Source organism: Paraburkholderia caledonica, from assembly GCF_000383275.1.
Taxonomy (GTDB): Bacteria; Pseudomonadota; Gammaproteobacteria; order Burkholderiales; family Burkholderiaceae; genus Paraburkholderia; species Paraburkholderia caledonica.
Genome location: NZ_KB911034.1, coordinates 1,086,835 through 1,103,335, shown reverse-complemented (window position 1 = coordinate 1,103,335; position 16,501 = coordinate 1,086,835). Strand labels below are relative to the sequence as shown.

The following is a 16,501-nucleotide window of genomic DNA, read 5'->3' as shown; positions in this document are numbered from 1 at the left end:
GTTATTCGCCACAGCCACAGCGCGTGGCAGCGCATCTTTGTACTAGAACTTCGGATGACATTCGAAGTTGACCGACGACCCATGCGTCGTCAGCATCTCCACCCCGCTCACCGTTTCCACATTGATGCTGCTCTGCATGCCGCGCCGCTCGCAGTATTCGCGCGCCTCGTTCAGTGCCTCGCCGTGCGCGCGCGCCCATGCCATGCGTCCGCCCGTCGCGCTTGCCGCGACTGTGTAGGTGCCGGGTTTATCGGTTGCGACGACGTGCGTCGAGGACGCGCAGCCGGCAAGCGCGCCTCCTGTCGCGAGCGCCGCAATGGCGACGCGAGACCAATCGCGAAGCTTGTTCAACATGATGCACCTGGATTGTCTGATCGTTTCATGACCGCGCATGGAGTCGTTACGGGGCGGTCGGTGGGTTGTATCGCAGCCGCAATTATCCGGAAATACGCGTGCGAGATCAGCCTCACGGCTCGAAAACACTGTTGCCCTCACCTGAACAATCTGTGCAGGCGCAGCATCGACGCATTGGCGCGCTGGAACTGTTTAAAGCGCTTCCCGAATCGCGGCCGAGCGATTAGTCTTTAACGAAATCTTCAAACCATCCGGACAATGAACTGGAGGAGACATCGATGGAACTCGAAGCACGTACCATGAAACGTGTGACGGTTCGGCTCGTGCCGTTCCTGATCGTCTGCTATTTCATCGCCTATCTGGACCGCGTCAATGTCGGCTTTGCCGCGCTCCAGATGAACAAGGCGCTCGGTCTTTCGGCAAGTGCATTCGGCTTCGGCGCGGGGATTTTCTTTATTGCGTACTTCTTCTTCGAAGTGCCGTCCAATCTTCTGCTCGAAAAATTCGGCGCGCGCCGCTGGATCGCGAGAATCATGTTCACGTGGGGTTTGCTTGCCGGTGCGATGGCGTATATCCCACATATCGCGCAATACACCGGGTTGTCCGCGGCTCATGTGTTCTACGGCTTGCGCATTCTGCTAGGCGTGGCCGAAGCGGGATTCTTCCCAGGCGTCATCTTCCTGCTCACATTGTGGTTTCCCGCCGCGTATCGAGGCCGTGTGGTCGGCTATTTCATGGCGGCGATTCCGCTGTCGACGGTGATCGGCGGACCGATCTCGGGCGCCCTGCTTTCCATGGATGGCTTCGCCGGTCTCGCCGGCTGGCAATGGGTCTATCTGATCGAAGCGCTGCCCGCTCTGATTCTCGCGTTCGCGGTGTGGTTCTACCTGACCGACAAACCGGCCGACGCCACCTGGCTAGCCGCCGATGAACGCGACTGGCTGGTCGCACGTCAGAAGCAGGAACGCGAGCATCGCGAAGCCGTGCATGCGTTTAGTGTGAAAGAAGCGCTTTTGAACCGGCGCGTGCTTGCCATCGCGCTCATCTACTTCGGCGCCAATGCAACGAATTACGGCTTGAGCTTTTTTCTGCCGCAGATCGTCAAGGCCTTCGGTCTGACTAACTTGCAGACGGGCTTTGTGACGTCGCTGCCGTATATCGTCGGCGTCATCAGCATGGTTTACTGGGGACGTCATTCGGACCGCAAGCTGGAACGCAAACGCCATGTGGCAATCGCGCTGACGGTCGCGGCGCTCGGCATCGCGGCGTCGGCCGGGCTCGACAATCCCGTGCAGAAAATGATTGCGCTGTCGATTGCGGGCTTCGGTATTTTCGGCTGTCTGCCGGTTATCTGGACTTTACCGGCTGCGTTCCTGTCGGGCGCCGCGGCTGCCGGCGGCATCGCGGCGATCAATTCGCTCGGCAACCTAGCCGGATTCTTCGGACCTTACGCGATGGGCTGGATCAAGGACAGCACCGGCGGTTTCGGAGCGGGCCTGCTCTGCCTAGCAGGCGCGGGCCTCGTCGGGGCGGCGGCCGCTTTGCTGCTGCATCACGACCCCGCGCTGGAAGCGTCGGCGGGCACCGCGCGACGCGACGCGTCCGCGGGGCCCCCAGTCGCGGAATACTAGCTAACGGGACGCGGCGACACGGCGCCGGGTCGTCCCTAGCCCGGTCGCGCTCAAGGCGAGCCGTTCGCCGCGCCAGATTGAGTTCCGGCGCCCACTGCGTCGGGCGGCACGACGTCGTCCGGCGTGGGCGTAGGCGCCAACGCCGCTGCGCCGGCGCCCTGCGCGTCGCCGTGGACGGGCTCGCTGCCGAACACCGAAGTCGCTGACGAACTGGAAGCCGTGGCGTCGCCGGGCGTGGAAAGAAGCGGCGGTAACGCCCGCGATTCCGCGCTGGCTGCCGCTGCTGCACTGGCGGCAGCCTCGGCGCTCGCACCCTCTGCCGCCGCCCCCGGCAAAGCCGTCGCCACAGGCGCACGCCGCGTCGTGTTGCGAGCGGTCACCGCCGTCTGAGACTTCACCGTCGACGACGGAAAGAGATGCTGGAACCACTCCCGTAGCCGCTCGGAACGCTCGGCGAACCAGCCTGGCTGCTGCTCGGTGGCGAACCGCACGCGTGTGTCGACCAGCTTCGAGCGCTGCGCGCGCTGGAAGAAGTCGCCGACGATCGGCAACGCGCTATGCGCGCCCTGTCCCCAGTAGTCGCTGCGCAACGTCACGCGGCTGTCGTTGAAACCGACCCACGCGCCGGCCACGAGTTGCGGATGAATCAGGATGAACCAGCCGTCTGCGTTGCCCTGCGTCGTGCCGGTCTTGCCCGCTACGTCGCCGCGCACGCCGAAGCGTCCGCGTATCGCCGATCCCGTGCCGCGGTTCACGACGTCGCGCATCACGTCGACGAGCGTGCGGGCGGCGTCCGTGGGCAGTTCCTGTTGCGGCTGCACCGGCGCGAAGTCGGCGAGCACTTCGCCGTTGCGGTCCTCGATGCGCGTGACCATCACCGGCTCCACGTATCCGCCGAGGTTGGCAATCGTTCCGTACGCCGACACCATCTCCTTCAGCGTGACGGGGCTCGTGCCGAGCGCGAGCGACGGCACGGCGTCGAGCGGGCTGTCGCGCACGCCCATGGCGCGGGCGAGCCGCGCGACCTTGTTCGGGCCGACCGTTTGCATCAGCTGCGCGGTGATGCGGTTGCGCGAATACGCGAGCCCGTCGCGCAGCGTGATCGCGCGCTCGCTCGGCTCGTCTTCGTCGCTCGGACGCCAGACTTCTCCGCCCGCGAGCTGTATTTCGACCGGCTGATCTACGAGCGTGTCGGTCGGCTTCGCACCCGCCTCGAAGGCGGCCGCGTAGACAAACGGCTTGAACGTCGAGCCGGGCTGACGGCGCGCCTGCTGCACGTGGTCGAACGGATCCTGGCTGAAGTCGCGGCTGCCGACCCACGCCCTGATCTGGCCGTTGCGCGGGTCCATCGCGAGAAAATCCGCCTGCACGCGGGTCTTGGATTCGCAGAGCGATTGCACGAGGCTGCGGTCGGACGACACGCGCTTGAGCGCATCGTCGTCGGTCAGGCCCGTGTCTTTCGCGGCGCGAAAGTCCGGCGTTTCGCGCAGGAAGGTGGCGAGCAGTTCCTTGCCGTTCGAACAACCGGCGCGGCTGCCCCACGCCGCATTGGCGATGCCTTGCAGCTGGTTGCCCTGCAGGATCACCGCCTGGGTGGCCATGGTCTGCAGGCGCGAATCGATCGTGGTGCGCACCACGAGGCCGTCAGAATAAATGTTGTAGTCGTTGCGATCGGCCCACGCCGCGAGCCACTTGCGCAGTTGCTGTGCGAAGTGCGGCGCGGGTCCCGGCGGCTCGGTCTGCCGCTCGAAGTCGATGCGCAGCGGGCGTTTTCTGAGCGTCTCGAACGCGGCGGGCGTGAGCTTGCCGAACTTCACCATCTGCGCGAGCACGGTATTGCGCCGCTGCAATGCGCGCTCCGGGTTCAGCACCGGGTTGTAGTAGCTGTTGCCCTTCAGCATGCCCGCGAGCGTCGAGCTTTCGAGCACGTTCAGGTCCGACGCCGACTTGTCGAAATACGTGCGCGCCGCCATCTCGATGCCGTACGCGTTGTAGAGAAACGGCACCGTGTTGAGGTACGTTTCGAGGATCTCGTCCTTCGTGTAGAGCGCCTCGATCTTGAAGGCGGTGATTGCCTCCTTCAGCTTGCGGTTTAGCGTCGGCGCACGGCCGATTTCGTCCGGATAAAGATTGCGCGCGAGTTGCTGCGTGATCGTCGAGCCGCCCTGCCGGTCGCCGGAAAACGTATGCAGCGCAGCCGATGCGGTGCGCCGCCAGTCCAGCCCGAAATGCTCGTAGAAGCGATGATCTTCGGTGGCGATCAGCGCATTGACCACATTCGGCGAGATGTCCTTGAGCTTGACCCACTCGCGGTTGGACGGCTTGAACTCGGCGAGCAGCTTGCCGTCGGCCGAGAGAATGCGCGCGGGCTGCTCGATCTTGGCCTTGCGAATATCGCCGATGCCCGGCGTGAACGGAACCAGGAGCAGCACATACAGCACGAACAACAGCGGAAGCGCCGCGCAGGCCCTCAGCACGCCGCGGCGGGTCGGATGGCGCAGGTGCCGCAACGCCCCGGTCACGAGCGGGTTCGCGCGGGTCAGACCTCGTTCGAGGGTCTCCAGAATCAGGGAAATAAAACGCTTCACACCGGTTACCGTCTGCTCGAAAAGGCTGAATCCTACCAAGATGTGCGAAGCCGTCCGATTTCCGGCTTGCATGGCGGCCCGCCCGGCGCCCCCCGTGACCGATCCCGCGCGCCACGCCAGGAGCCGCGCGGGCCACTATAATGTCGCCAATTCCGACAAGAGGTGCTTCATGATCATCAAACCGCGCGTGCGTGGATTCATCTGCGTCACTACCCATCCGACGGGCTGCGAGGCCAACGTCAAGGAACAGATCGAATACGTCAAGGCACGCGGCCCCATCGCCAACGGTCCCAAAAAGGTCCTCGTGATCGGCGCATCCACCGGCTACGGACTTGCCGCGCGCATCACGGCGGCGTTTGGCAGCGGCGCGGACACGCTCGGCGTGTTCTTCGAGCGCGGCGGCAGCGAAACCAAGGCGGGCACGGCCGGCTGGTACAACAGCGCGGCATTCGAGAAATTCGCGACCGCAGAAGGCCTGTACGCAACGAGCATCAACGGCGACGCATTTTCGGACGAAGTAAAGGCACGTACGATCGAGGTCATCAAGCGCGATCTCGGCCAGGTCGATCTCGTCGTGTACAGCCTCGCCGCGCCCAAGCGCACGCATCCGAAAACCGGCGAAGTGTTCAACTCCACGTTGAAGCCGGTCGGCAAGGCGGTCAAGTTGCGCGGCATCGACACGGACAAGGAAGTCATCAAGGAAACCGTGCTCGAACCCGCCACGCAAACCGAAATCGACCACACGGTCGCGGTCATGGGCGGCGAAGACTGGCAAATGTGGATCGACGCGCTGCTGGAAGCCGGCGTGCTCGCCGACGGCGCGAAGACGACCGCGTTCACCTACCTCGGCGAAAAAATCACGCACGACATCTACTGGAACGGCTCGATTGGCGCGGCCAAGAAAGACCTCGACCAGAAAGTGCTTGGCATTCGCGAGAAGCTCTCGGCCAAAGGCGGCGACGCGCGCGTCTCGGTGCTGAAGGCGGTCGTCACGCAAGCGAGTTCCGCGATTCCGATGATGCCGCTCTACCTGTCGCTGCTGTTCAAGGTGATGAAGGCAAAAGGCACGCACGAGGGCTGCATCGAGCAGGTCTACGGCCTCTACAAGGAGAGTCTGTACGGTTCGGCGCCGCACATCGACGACGAAGGACGCTTGCGCGCGGACTACAAGGAACTGGCCCCCGACGTGCAAAACGAGGTTCAGGCGCTGTGGGACAAGGTCACGAACGACAACATCTACGAACTTACCGATTTCAGCGGCTACAAGACGGATTTTCTGCGTCTTTTCGGATTCGAGATCGCAGGTGTCGACTACGAGGCCGACGTCAATCCGGACGTGCAGATTCCGCGGCTCGTGCAGGTTTGAGCGGTTGCGGTAGCGACCGCGTTTGCGTCTGTGTTTGTGTTGCGGGGCCGTTGTGGCCCCGCGTCGTTTGTCCGGTTGGTCTTCTTCCTCTTTTCTTCCTCTGTTCTTCTTCTCTGCTCGCGAGCGCGTCTACGGCGTGCCGTTGCGGCAGTATTCGCGATAACCGTCTCGTTCCGCGAGACGCGTCATATAAGTGGCGACGGCGGGTAAATCGTCGTGCTGAATCGGCGTTTCGAGCCAACGGTTGATCGACAGCGCGATCGGAATGTCCGCGAGCGAGAACGCATTGCCCGCGATGAATGCGCCGGTTCGCTGCAACTGCCCTTCGACGATCGCCATGTGCTTCGCCCAGTTCGCCCGCGACGACTCGATCTGCTGCGCGTCGCGATGCGCGGGCGACTGCCGCACGAGCGCGAGGAACGCGTAACTCCACGAACGGTTCAGTTCGCTCGCCTGCCAGTCGATCCACTGGTCGCATCGCGCGCGCTCGCACGGGTCGGCCGGATACAGCGACTCGCCGCGATCCCGGTAGCGGCCGGCGAGGTAGCGGATGATCGAGTTGGATTCCCACAGTACGAAGTCGCCGTCCTTGATGACGGGAACCATTGCGTTCGGATTGAGCGCGCAGAAACTGCGGGTCGTTGGTCGGGCGAAATCCCGCGCCCCAGTCTTCCTGCTCGAACGCGAGGTCGAGTTCGGCGCAGGTCCACAGCACCTTGCGCACGTTGATGGATGAAGTCTTGCCGAGGATTTGCAGCATAGGACGTCGGATGCGGTAGTCGGGAAGAATGGCTACGTTAGCGCGTCGCGGGATTTTCCGCTGCTCGTGCAGCGCCGGCGGCGCCGTGTAGCGTGCGCCAGGGTACGCCCGGGAATTGCCGCTGGTGAATTCTGCGTGATATTGTTAATAAATGCGGAGGACGGCCGCACGCCGCCTCCCCCGGAAAGCACTTTACCGCAGCGAGCGTCGCCATGAGTGATGTACGCCACCATCTGAGTCCGCGAGACCGCCTGGAGCTGTTGTGCTGGCTCACATGCGGCAGCCTCGGCGCTTATTACCTCAACGAGGACTGGCCCGACGCGGCGTTCCACGTGCAGGCCGCCCACAAATGGCTCGACCGGCGCGCGCGCGAGGCCGACTGGCTTTCCATTGCGAAGTTGTCGGCGACCGCGCTGGAGATTGCGCGACGCCACGCGCGCTTTGTCGACACCGACTGGGCGCGCGACGCCGTCGAAGAAATCCTGGACACCGACGAACTCGACCCGCAAGCCCGGCTCGTACGGCAGGTTCTCGCGGACTGCGAGAAGGCGCTGGCGGACCGGCGGACGGCGGATTAACTTTTCCGGTAAAACCTGGGTTGACGTGACCGCTTAACGATTCGACCACAAAGGTTGAACGAATCCTCCGCGCACCGGCCGGGCTCCGCGCTCAGCCGGGAAGCAGAGAAACCGGAAACCGGCTCAAAACCCTCATGCCGCGTGCATCGCTTCGTGCACCCAAACGCTAGAATGCCGGGCATAGCGCGTACTCGCGCGCCTTCTTCTCCGGTCGAACACCTTGAAACGCAAAATGCCCGCGCTGAATGCGCTCAAAGCCTTTGAAGTGGCTGGCCGCACGGGCAGCTTCACACGCGCCGCGGAATTGTTGAACGTCACGCAAAGCGCGGTGAGCCGGCAAGTGCGCCAACTGGAGGCGCAGATTGGCGAGACGTTGCTGCAACGCCATCATCACCATCTCGAGCTTTCGGCCGCCGGCCGCGTGCTGTTGCAAGCGCTGCAGCAGTCATTCGATCGTATCGAACTCACGGTGCGCAGCCTGCAGGAGAAAACGCATCGCAACCGCCTGCGCATCAACGCACCGCCCACCTTCACGAGCCGCTGGCTGATGCCGCGCCTCGGCCGTCTGCGCGACGCGCATCCGCACCTCGAATTGAGCCTGTCCACTCGCCTCGACGACAAACTCGCGGAGTCGGGCGTGCTCGACTGCGCAATTCGCTTCGGCAACGGCGAGTGGGAAGGTTTCGACAATCGTCTGTTGATGAACGAACGGCATGTCGCTGTCTGCGCGCCGGCACTGCTCGCGCGGCAGGCTGGCCGCGCCGCTATCGACCTCAACGAGTTCACGCTGCTGCATGTGCTCGCCAGCGCGGATCAGCGTTACCTGACCTGGCAACACTGGCTGAAGGCCGCCGGAATCGAGAACGTGGATACACGCGGCGGTTATGAATTCGATCTGCTCGACCACGCGATTCGGGCGGCCATCGACGGGCTCGGCGTGACGATTGCAGACCGCAACATGATCGCGCGCGAACTCGCCGAAGGCCGGCTGGTGCAAGTGTTGAACGTGCACGTCGACGGCCACCAGTCGTACTGGCTCGTCACCCGCGCCGGACAGGACGAACTGCCGCACGTCACGCTCTTTCGCAACTGGCTGCAGCAGGAGATCTGGCTGGGTGAGCGGGCTTTCGAATCGTCCGAGGCGGTGCCGTTGGGCGACGTATCGTGACAGCCGCGCCGTGGATGGTGGCGATGGTGTCGACATTGCGGATATGAAAAAGCCGCGCCGATCGACTGACCGGCGCGGCGTTTCAAGCAACTTCTGAAGGTGCCAACAAGCATCATGCGGCGGTGGCGAACTCCGCCACATAAGGCTCGTGCGCGGCGTGCGCGGCAGCGTCCTCGAGAATCATGTCGGCGCCCTTCTCCGCGACCATCATTGTGGGCGCATTGATGTTGCCGGAAGTGATGTTCGGAAAGACCGACGCATCGACCACGCGCAATCCGGCAACACCATGCACGCGCAAACGCGCATCCACCACGGACGTGCGCGGATCATTGCCCATCGCGCAGGAGCCGCACAGATGATAGATCGAGCCGGACTGCTCGCGAAAGTACTGCAGGAAGCTTTCGCGGCTCGCCACCTGCGGCCCAGGTGAGATTTCCTCGACCGTGATTTCCTTTAATGCGGGCGATGCCATCACCTTGCGCACGAGCTCGCAGCCCTGGATCACCTCGTCGATATCCTTTTGCGTAGTCAGCGCGTTCAGGCGGATTTTCGCGGCATCTTCCGCACGGTTCGACGCGATTTCGATCGAGCCGCGGCTCGTCGGCCGGCAAGGATTGAATGCAAGCAGGAAACCCGAATACGGTTCCGGCTCCAGACTCGCCTTGTTGCTCTTCGGAATGCGGTACGACAGCGGATTGAAGTACAACTGCAGGTTAGGCTGCGCCTCGCGCTCGCTGCCTCTGAAGAAACCGCCCGACTGATTCACGCTCATCGCAAGCGGCCCCTTGCGCGTGAGCAAATACTGCAACCCGAGCTTCAGCTTGCCGATCAGCGGCCGCAGTTCGTCGTTCAGCGTCTTCACGTTCGCGCGGTAATAGAAGCTCACGCACAGGTGGTCCTGCAGATTCTGGCCAACCGCGGGCAATTCCTTGATCGTCGTAATGCCGTGTTTCGCGAGCAGTGCGCTATCGCCGAGGCCGGACAGTTGCAGCAGCTTCGGCGAATCGACAGCGCCGGCAGCGAGAATCACCTCGCGCTTCGCCATGAAACGCCGGGCGACGCCGTTCTGCGTGACGCTCACGCCGATAGCGCGGTGCTTACCCTCGAACAGAACGCGATTGGCCAACACGTTGTGTTCGACCGTGAGATTCTTGCGCGCGAGCGCCGGATGCAGATACTCGAAACTGCTCGACGAGCGTTGGCCGTTGCGCGTGTTGACATCGTAAATACCGGCACCTTCGAACTGCGCGCCGTTGAAGTCGTCGCTGCGCCGGTAGCCTGCCTGATCGCAGCCTTTCAGGAACACATGACAGATCGGATGCACGGCGTCTTTCATCGGCGAAATGCGGATCGGGCCGTCAGCGCCGTGATATTCCGTGTCGCCGAGCGGATGCGATTCGAGCTTGCGGAAATACGGCAGGACATCGCGAAATGCCCAGCCTGGATTTCCGGCTGCCGCCCAATCGTCGAAATCGTGCGGTTGGCCGCGCACGTAGATCATCGCGTTGATCGAACCGGAACCGCCCTGCACCTTGCCGCGCGGACAATAAATAGGACGGTTATCGAGCTCCTTTTCCGGTTCGCTGTAGTACATCCAGTTGTAGGTTTCGTTGTAATACGTCTTCGTGAAACCCACCGGAACCTTGAACCAGAACGAGCTGTCCTTGCCGCCCGCCTCCAGCAGCAGCACCGAGTATTCGCCCGACGCCGACAGGCGATTGGCGAGAATGCAGCCCGCCGACCCGGCGCCGACGATGATGTAGTCGTAGTTCATGCTATATCGCCAGAGTGGCGCTCAATCCATTGAATGCTTGTAGAAGGCCGCGCGGCGTTCAGCCCTTGGCCGGCGCGAGATCTTTCACGTCGACGGGTTGCGCGGCCATTTGCAGGTGCAGACGCTCGCCCGTATATGGCGTGTGCTGCGCGACCACTTCCATGTTCAGTTCGACGCCGAGGCCAGGCTCGCGCGACGGAATGATGTAGCCGTCTTCCCACTGAAGCGGCTTCTTCAGCACGGCCGCGTGAAAACCGTCCCATGTGCCGATGCTTTCCTGGATCAGGAAGTTCGGCGTGCATGCCGCCAGCTGAATGCTCGCCGCCGCGCCGATCGGACCGTTGTACAGATGCGGCGCGATCTGCGCGTAGTACACCTCGGCCAGTGCAGCAACCTTTTTCGCTTCGAGCAGGCCGCCCACGCGCGCCACGTTCAATTGCAGAATAGACGCGGCACCCGCTTGCAGCAGCTTGAAGAACTCGTATTTCGTGGTGAGGCGCTCGCCCGCTGCGACTGGAATGCTCGTGTGCCGCGCGACTTGCGCCATCGCGTCTTCCTGACCAGGCGGCACCGGCTCTTCGAACCAGAGCGGATCGTATTTTTCGAGGCGCTTCGCAAGCCGGATCGCCGATGAGGGCACCATCTGCCCATGCGTGCCGAATAGCAGATCGGCCTTGCTGCCCACCGCTTCACGCACGCGGCGGCAGAACGTCTCGCAACGGTCGAGCACTTCCATCGACAGTTGATGCCCCGAGTAAGCCGTGTACGGCCCCGCCGGATCGAACTTCACCGCCGTGAAGCCGCGCTTCACGTTCTCGGCGGCGCATTCGGCGGCGAGGTCGGGATCGTCGTAGTCGTATTCGCCGCGGTTGTTCTTCGGGTACAGGTATGTGTACGAACGCAGGCGCGGATTGACCATGCCGCCGAGCAACTCGTACACCGGCTTGCCTGCAGCCTTGCCGATGATGTCCCAGCACGCCATTTCGAGGCCGCTCACAACGCCCATCATCGTCAGGTCGGGACGTTGCGTAAAGCCGCTCGAATACGCTTCGCGCCAGAGCCGCTCGACATGGTGCGGATCGTGATCGAGCAGGTAGCGGGAAAAGACATCGTCCACGATATGCGTCATTGCTTTCGGATGGAACGTGGCCGAATAGATTTCGCCGACGCCTTCAATGCCGCAATCGGTCTTCAGTTTGACAAAGATCCAGTACATGCCGCCGACGTGCGGCGGCGGTACGGCAACGACATGCGTTTCGAGCGAGACAACTTTCATTTACGCAACCTCTTTCCTGTTGAGCATGTTTCTTAGCGCGAGTCCGGCCAAACCGCCGAGCGCCGCCATCGCGGCCACATAGCCGAAGTACAGCTGATAGCCGAATACGCCCGGGAACGTCTGCGTCAGGTAACCGTTGATGAGCGGCAGAAACACATCGGGCGAATAGCCAAGTACGGAGATGAGACCGATTGCAAGGCCCATCGTGGAAACCGGAATGTTGCAGCGATCCAGCAGCGACCAGTAAAGCCCGCGAATCGCGTAGGTCAGAATGCCGATGAACAGCACGAGAAAGACCAGCAGCACATGGCTAGAGATACGCGGTGCGGCCATCAGTCCGACTAGCGACAGCGCAGCGAGGAAGAGCGCGATAACCAGCACGGACACCTTCGAGTAACGGTCGCCGAGAAAGCCGCCGCCAATGCCGCCGATGGGCCGCATCCACAGCTTCAGGGTGGTGATCGTGCCGGCCATTACGACCGTGAGGCCGATATCGCCTTCGTGCAGATAGGCAGAAAAGCTGTAGGTTGCCCAGAACACCTGGTAGCCGCAGAACACAATGGCTGCGACGAGCCACAGTTCGGGAATTTTCGCGAGCGTTGCGAGATCGGCGAGCACGTTGCTGCGCTGACGCGCTGCGCGATTCGCGGCGTCGGCGCGGGCGCCCTGCTCGCCTTGCGGATCCTTCACGAGCACGAGCACGACGCCGAGCGCGATGCAAAGAAATGCGTACAGGTAGACGACCATCCGGAAGCCGGCTGCGGCCGTCTCTCCTTTCGTCTGCGTCGCCCACGCGAACAGCGTGATCGCGATCGTGGCGAGCATCGCTTCGATGAGACCGCGCCCGCCGTCGAGCAGACCGAAGAAGCGGCCTTGCTCGTTCGTACCGGCAATCATCGTGACGCGCTTGATGACTGCCGCCCAGAACGTGAGGCCGGTCGACAGGCCCCAGCCGCCGAAGATCAACATCAGCATAGGGAACGACGGCGCGCTCGAATACCAGAGCCCTAGCGCACCCGTTGCGATCAGCGAGAAACAGATCAGCATGCGTGGCGCGATGCGATCCGCGAGCCAGCCGCTCGGCAGATAGCTCAGCAAGAAGATGATACCGAGCGACGAGTACAGATAGCCGAGCTGGCTATCGGTGATATGGAACACTTCCAGCATGGTCGGCTGATAGACCTGCCGCAGATACAGAATCGGATAGATCGCGCCGGCGGCGAGCACCAGCAACATCAACTGCGTATAGCGGCGCCCCTTTGTTTGTTGCAGCGCGGCTTGCGCGTCGGCTTTCATGCCGGCTTCCATCTCGCCTAATGCGAGCGCAGCCGGGGTCGAAGACGATTGAACGGGTTGAGATGACACGTGAGCCTCCTGACAGGCACAGCGCCGACTGAACGGCCTGTGCGTCTCCAATATGTTTTGTTATGAGAGGCAGCGCTTCGCTGTCTCTGGACGAAGCAAGGCAAACGCACGCCGTGCCTTGCGGACTGCTATGCACGGCGCGGCGCGCGCCGGTTCGGCCTTAGTACTTCATGACGACGAGACGGGTCTGCGTAAATTCGAGCATGCCGTGCTTGCCGTCGTCGCCGCCGAGCCCCGAGCGCTTCCAGCCCGCATGGAAGCCCTGATAAGGATCGGCCGGCGTGCGGTTCACATAGAGTTCGCCGGCCTCGATACCGTTGGCGACTTTCATCGCGTTTCGGTAGTTCTCCGTATAGAGCACTGACGACAAGCCGAACTGGTGGTCGTTGGCCATGTCGAGCGCTTCGTCGAGCGTCCGGTATTTGACGACCGGCATGACCGGACCGAACGTCTCCTCCTGCACGATCTCCATGTCCTGACGGCAGTTCGACAAGAGCGTGGCCGGATAGAAAAAGCCTTTGCCCTCGGCCGGCGCCGGCAGCTTGCCGCCCGTCTCGAGCGTGGCGCCCGCTGCAATCGCCCGCTCGACCATCGCGTGGATCGACTGACGTGACGCTTCATTGACGAGCGGACCCATCAGCGAAGGTTGCTCGCTGCGGTCGCCGAATTCGACCGCGCTCATGTGGCGTTTGAGCAGCGCGACGAAGCGGTCGTGCACGCTTTCGTGCACGTAGACACGTTCGATCGCCGTGCAAAGCTGTCCGCAATGCGTGGTCTTCGAGGCGACCAGTTCACGCGCGGCTCTTTCGAGATCGGCATCGGCCTCGATGATGGCGGGCGTCTTGCCGCCCAGTTCGAGCGATGGCTTGGCGATGTTCTCCTTGCAGTACTCGAGCACCTTGCGACCCGCGCCGACGCTGCCCGTCAGCGTGATCATGCCGATCCTGGGATGCGTGCAAAGCGCCTCGGCAGTCGCATGGTTCATGGCCAGGATATTGACGACGCCCGCGGGCAGGCCGGCCTTCTCGACTGCCCTCGCGATTTCGAATGCGGAGGTCGGCGTGTTGTTGCTCGGGCGAACAACCACCGTGTTGCCGGCGATCAGCGCAGGCGCCACCTTGCGCATGAACGTATAGACCGGATAGTTGAACGGAATCAGGCACGCGACCACGCCGATGGGCTCCCGATGCAGCACGAGGTTTTCATCGGGCGAATCGCTTGGAATCACCTCGCCTTCGATGCGGCGTGCCCACTCTGCGTGGTAACGCGTGATCTGACCGGCGTAGACGGCCTCGCTGGTTGCATCGGCGACGCTCTTGCCCGACTCCAGCGCAAGCGCGGCGCCAATGTCCGGCGCGCATTCGGTCAATGTGTCGGCGAGCTTATGCAGATACGCGCCCCGCTCCGCGGAAGGCAGCTTGCGCCACGCCTTCTGGGCGACCGCCGCGGCGTCGACTGCTGCAATGACGTCGGCGTGGCTCGCGGCCGTGACGTGCGCGATCAGCGCTTCGGTGGCGGGGTTGTAGACAGCGATCAATTCGTGATCGGCAGAACCGGCGGCGGGTTCGAGGAAACGGCCATTGGCAAAGTTCCGGTCGAGTCGCATGTTTGTCTCCTTCTTCTTGCTGTGCTGGAAGCGCATGGCCAGTCATATCCGGCTACATGCGAAAGTGCATGGACGGAATTTTTGTCTGGGTCAGGACCGGCCACAAGCGAAAAATTCGCGGGACAAACATTCGAAAAAATCACGTTTATCCAGGGATGTGCCTCATTCGAGAACCGGTTCACGAATTGCAGAATCCGGGCTTCGCCAAAAAGCAGCGGCCGCGCCGAGCCTCGGCCAAACGCCGCTCATTACCAACGTCTGGAGCTCTCGATGATAAAAAAGACCTTGTCCGCCACCGCTACCCTCAGTGCGCTCGCAGCCCTTGCGTCACTGGCCGCTCCGTGCGCGTTCGCACAAAGCAGCGTGACGCTCTATGGCGTGCTCGACGAAGGCCTCGACTACACGAACAACGCCGGACATGGCGCAGTGTGGGAAATGGCAAGCGGCTACGCGCAGGGCAGCCGTTGGGGCCTGAAGGGTTCCGAGGATCTGGGCGGTGGCATGAAAGCCGTGTTTCAGCTGGAAAACGGCTTCGACGTGAACTCCGGGGGGCTCGGCCAAGGTGGCCGCATGTTCGGTCGGCAGGCATACGTGGGATTGAGCGACAGCCGCTTCGGCACGCTTACGTTCGGCCGCCAGTACGATTCGGTGGTGGATTACCTCGCGCAGACCACGGCCAACGGCAACTGGGCCGGCTACCTGTTCGCGCATCCGTACGACAACGACAACACCGACAACTCGTTCCGGCTCGGCAACAGCGTGAAGTACACGAGCCCCGAAATAGAGGGCCTGCAGTTCGGGGGCGTCTACAGCTTCAGCAACGACACCAACTTCGCCAATAACCGCGCGTACAGCTTTGGCGCCCAGTATGCAACCGGCGGTCTGCTGATCGCGGCGGCCTATTTGCAGGCGAACAATCCCGGCATGGGAGCAACTGGCGCGATCACCGCGAACGACGCGAGCTTCATCGCCGCACGCATGCGCGTTTTCGGCGGCGGCATTAACTACACGTTCGGCCCGGCGACCGTCGGCTTCGCTTATACGAACTCCACGTATAAGAGCCCGACCGGCAACGGCTATATCGGCATTCCGCTCGCCGCGCCAGGCGTCGAATTGAACACGCTCAAGTATCAGAACTTCGAAGTGAACGGCAAATATCAGTTCACGCCCGCATTCTTCGTCGGTGCTCAGTACGTGTACACGATCGAGAACTACGATGCATCGTCAGGCAGCGTGAAGCCGAAAATCCACTCGGTCGGACTGATGGCGGACTACAACGTGTCCAAACGCACAGACGTCTATGTGCAGGGCGAGTACCAGAAGGTCACGGGAGACTCGACCCATTCGATTCTCGACAATGCGTTTATTCCCGGTGTGCAGGCGCCTTCGTCGACGGGCACGCAGGTCGCCGTGCGCGTTGCGCTGAGGCACAAGTTCTAACGCACGTCCTCGCTATTTGCTGTCGGGCATGTTGCCTTTCACAAGGCGCGCGCTCGACAGGATCAGCAACGCAATCACCACGCTGAGGATCGCCGTGGCCTCGCGTCCGAGGCCCGCGGCCACACCGACGCCGGCGCTGAGCCAAAGGCTTGCCGCCGTCGTCAGGCCGCGCACCTCGCGCTGCGCACTGAGCTTCATGATGGCGCCCGCGCCGAGAAAGCCGATGCCGGACACGAGTCCCTGCAGCACGCGGCTCATGTTGTCTTGTGAGAAGCCGGCTTGCAGCGGCACGACGACGAACAGGGCCGCGCCCACCGCCACCATCATGTGCGTTCGCATACCGGCGTCGCGCTGCGACATTTCCCGCTCGAAACCGAGCACGCCGCCCAGTATCAACGCGAGCCCGAGACGCATCAGCACCTGCGTTACATCGGCTGGATCCCCGAGATCGGAGAATTCTGCCTTGGCCGTTGCCCACACGGCCTGCCATCCACTGTTCATGTAATTGCCCCGACGTTTGAGAAAACGCCAAGCATAGCCGGGATGAGCACGCGTGGGCAGGTGGGCCGAGATCAGCGATCAGTGTTGAAGCGCT

The 16,501-nt window shown here is 62.6% G+C and carries 12 protein-coding genes and 1 pseudogene; 5 read left to right on the top strand and 8 right to left on the bottom strand.

Features of this window, described 5'->3' with window-relative positions; genetic code table 11:
• Positions 1-42: 42 nt before the first annotated feature.
• Positions 43-354 carry a hypothetical protein gene (locus tag H281_RS0105075; protein WP_020065994.1) on the bottom strand — a complete coding sequence of 104 codons (312 nt, stop codon included), beginning with the start codon at positions 352-354 and terminating at the stop codon, positions 43-45.
• A gap of 278 nt (positions 355-632) precedes the next feature.
• Between H281_RS0105075 and H281_RS0105070 the strand changes: the two genes are divergently transcribed.
• The gene (locus tag H281_RS0105070) at positions 633-1,985 is read left to right on the top strand and encodes an MFS transporter (RefSeq protein ID WP_020065993.1); all 1,353 of its coding nucleotides are present in this window, start codon (positions 633-635) and stop codon (positions 1,983-1,985) included.
• A 50-nt stretch (positions 1,986-2,035) separates the two neighbouring features.
• On the opposite strand, the gene H281_RS0105065 is transcribed toward H281_RS0105070, so the two are convergent.
• Positions 2,036-4,573 (bottom strand): penicillin-binding protein 1A, encoded by a 2,538-nt coding sequence (locus H281_RS0105065; protein WP_027804302.1) that lies wholly within the window; start codon positions 4,571-4,573, stop codon positions 2,036-2,038.
• Positions 4,574-4,742: 169 nt separating this feature from the next.
• Here H281_RS0105065 and fabV point away from each other — a divergent pair, with 169 nt between their 5' ends.
• The gene (gene fabV, locus H281_RS0105060; protein WP_027804301.1) at positions 4,743-5,939 is read left to right on the top strand and encodes an enoyl-ACP reductase FabV; all 1,197 of its coding nucleotides are present in this window, start codon (positions 4,743-4,745) and stop codon (positions 5,937-5,939) included.
• A 129-nt stretch (positions 5,940-6,068) separates the two neighbouring features.
• On the opposite strand, the pseudogene H281_RS35380 reads toward fabV, so the two are convergent.
• A pseudogene (locus tag H281_RS35380) lies at positions 6,069-6,699 on the bottom strand (glutathione S-transferase family protein).
• A gap of 212 nt (positions 6,700-6,911) precedes the next feature.
• Between H281_RS35380 and H281_RS0105050 the strand changes: the two are divergent.
• Positions 6,912-7,277 carry a hypothetical protein gene (locus tag H281_RS0105050; protein WP_020065989.1) on the top strand — a complete coding sequence of 122 codons (366 nt, stop codon included), beginning with the start codon at positions 6,912-6,914 and terminating at the stop codon, positions 7,275-7,277.
• A 232-nt stretch (positions 7,278-7,509) separates the two neighbouring features.
• The gene (locus tag H281_RS0105045; protein WP_020065988.1) at positions 7,510-8,445 is read left to right on the top strand and encodes a LysR substrate-binding domain-containing protein; all 936 of its coding nucleotides are present in this window, start codon (positions 7,510-7,512) and stop codon (positions 8,443-8,445) included.
• A gap of 112 nt (positions 8,446-8,557) precedes the next feature.
• On the opposite strand, the gene H281_RS0105040 is transcribed toward H281_RS0105045, so the two are convergent.
• The 4 genes from H281_RS0105040 to aldA all read right to left on the bottom strand — a co-directional run bounded on the left by H281_RS0105040 (position 8,558) and on the right by aldA (position 14,466).
• The gene (locus tag H281_RS0105040) at positions 8,558-10,219 is read right to left on the bottom strand and encodes a GMC family oxidoreductase (RefSeq protein WP_020065987.1); all 1,662 of its coding nucleotides are present in this window, start codon (positions 10,217-10,219) and stop codon (positions 8,558-8,560) included.
• 58 nt (positions 10,220-10,277) lie between these two features.
• A complete protein-coding gene (locus H281_RS0105035) occupies positions 10,278-11,495 on the bottom strand; it encodes a mandelate racemase/muconate lactonizing enzyme family protein (RefSeq protein ID WP_020065986.1) in 1,218 nt (405 codons plus the stop codon).
• Positions 11,496-12,803 carry an MFS transporter gene (locus tag H281_RS0105030; RefSeq protein ID WP_020065985.1) on the bottom strand — a complete coding sequence of 436 codons (1,308 nt, stop codon included), beginning with the start codon at positions 12,801-12,803 and terminating at the stop codon, positions 11,496-11,498.
• Between the two features lie 217 nt (positions 12,804-13,020).
• Entirely contained in the window at positions 13,021-14,466 is a 1,446-nt protein-coding gene (gene aldA / locus H281_RS0105025; protein WP_020065984.1) for an aldehyde dehydrogenase, read from the bottom strand.
• A gap of 270 nt (positions 14,467-14,736) precedes the next feature.
• Here aldA and H281_RS0105020 point away from each other — a divergent pair, with 270 nt between their 5' ends.
• Positions 14,737-15,906, top strand: a complete 1,170-nt coding sequence (locus H281_RS0105020) for a porin (protein WP_020065983.1) — start codon at positions 14,737-14,739, stop codon at positions 15,904-15,906.
• Between the two features lie 12 nt (positions 15,907-15,918).
• Here the strand turns inward: H281_RS0105020 and H281_RS0105015 are convergent, their stop codons facing one another.
• Positions 15,919-16,407 carry an MgtC/SapB family protein gene (locus H281_RS0105015; RefSeq protein ID WP_020065982.1) on the bottom strand — a complete coding sequence of 163 codons (489 nt, stop codon included), beginning with the start codon at positions 16,405-16,407 and terminating at the stop codon, positions 15,919-15,921.
• Between the last annotated feature and the right edge of the window lie 94 nt (positions 16,408-16,501).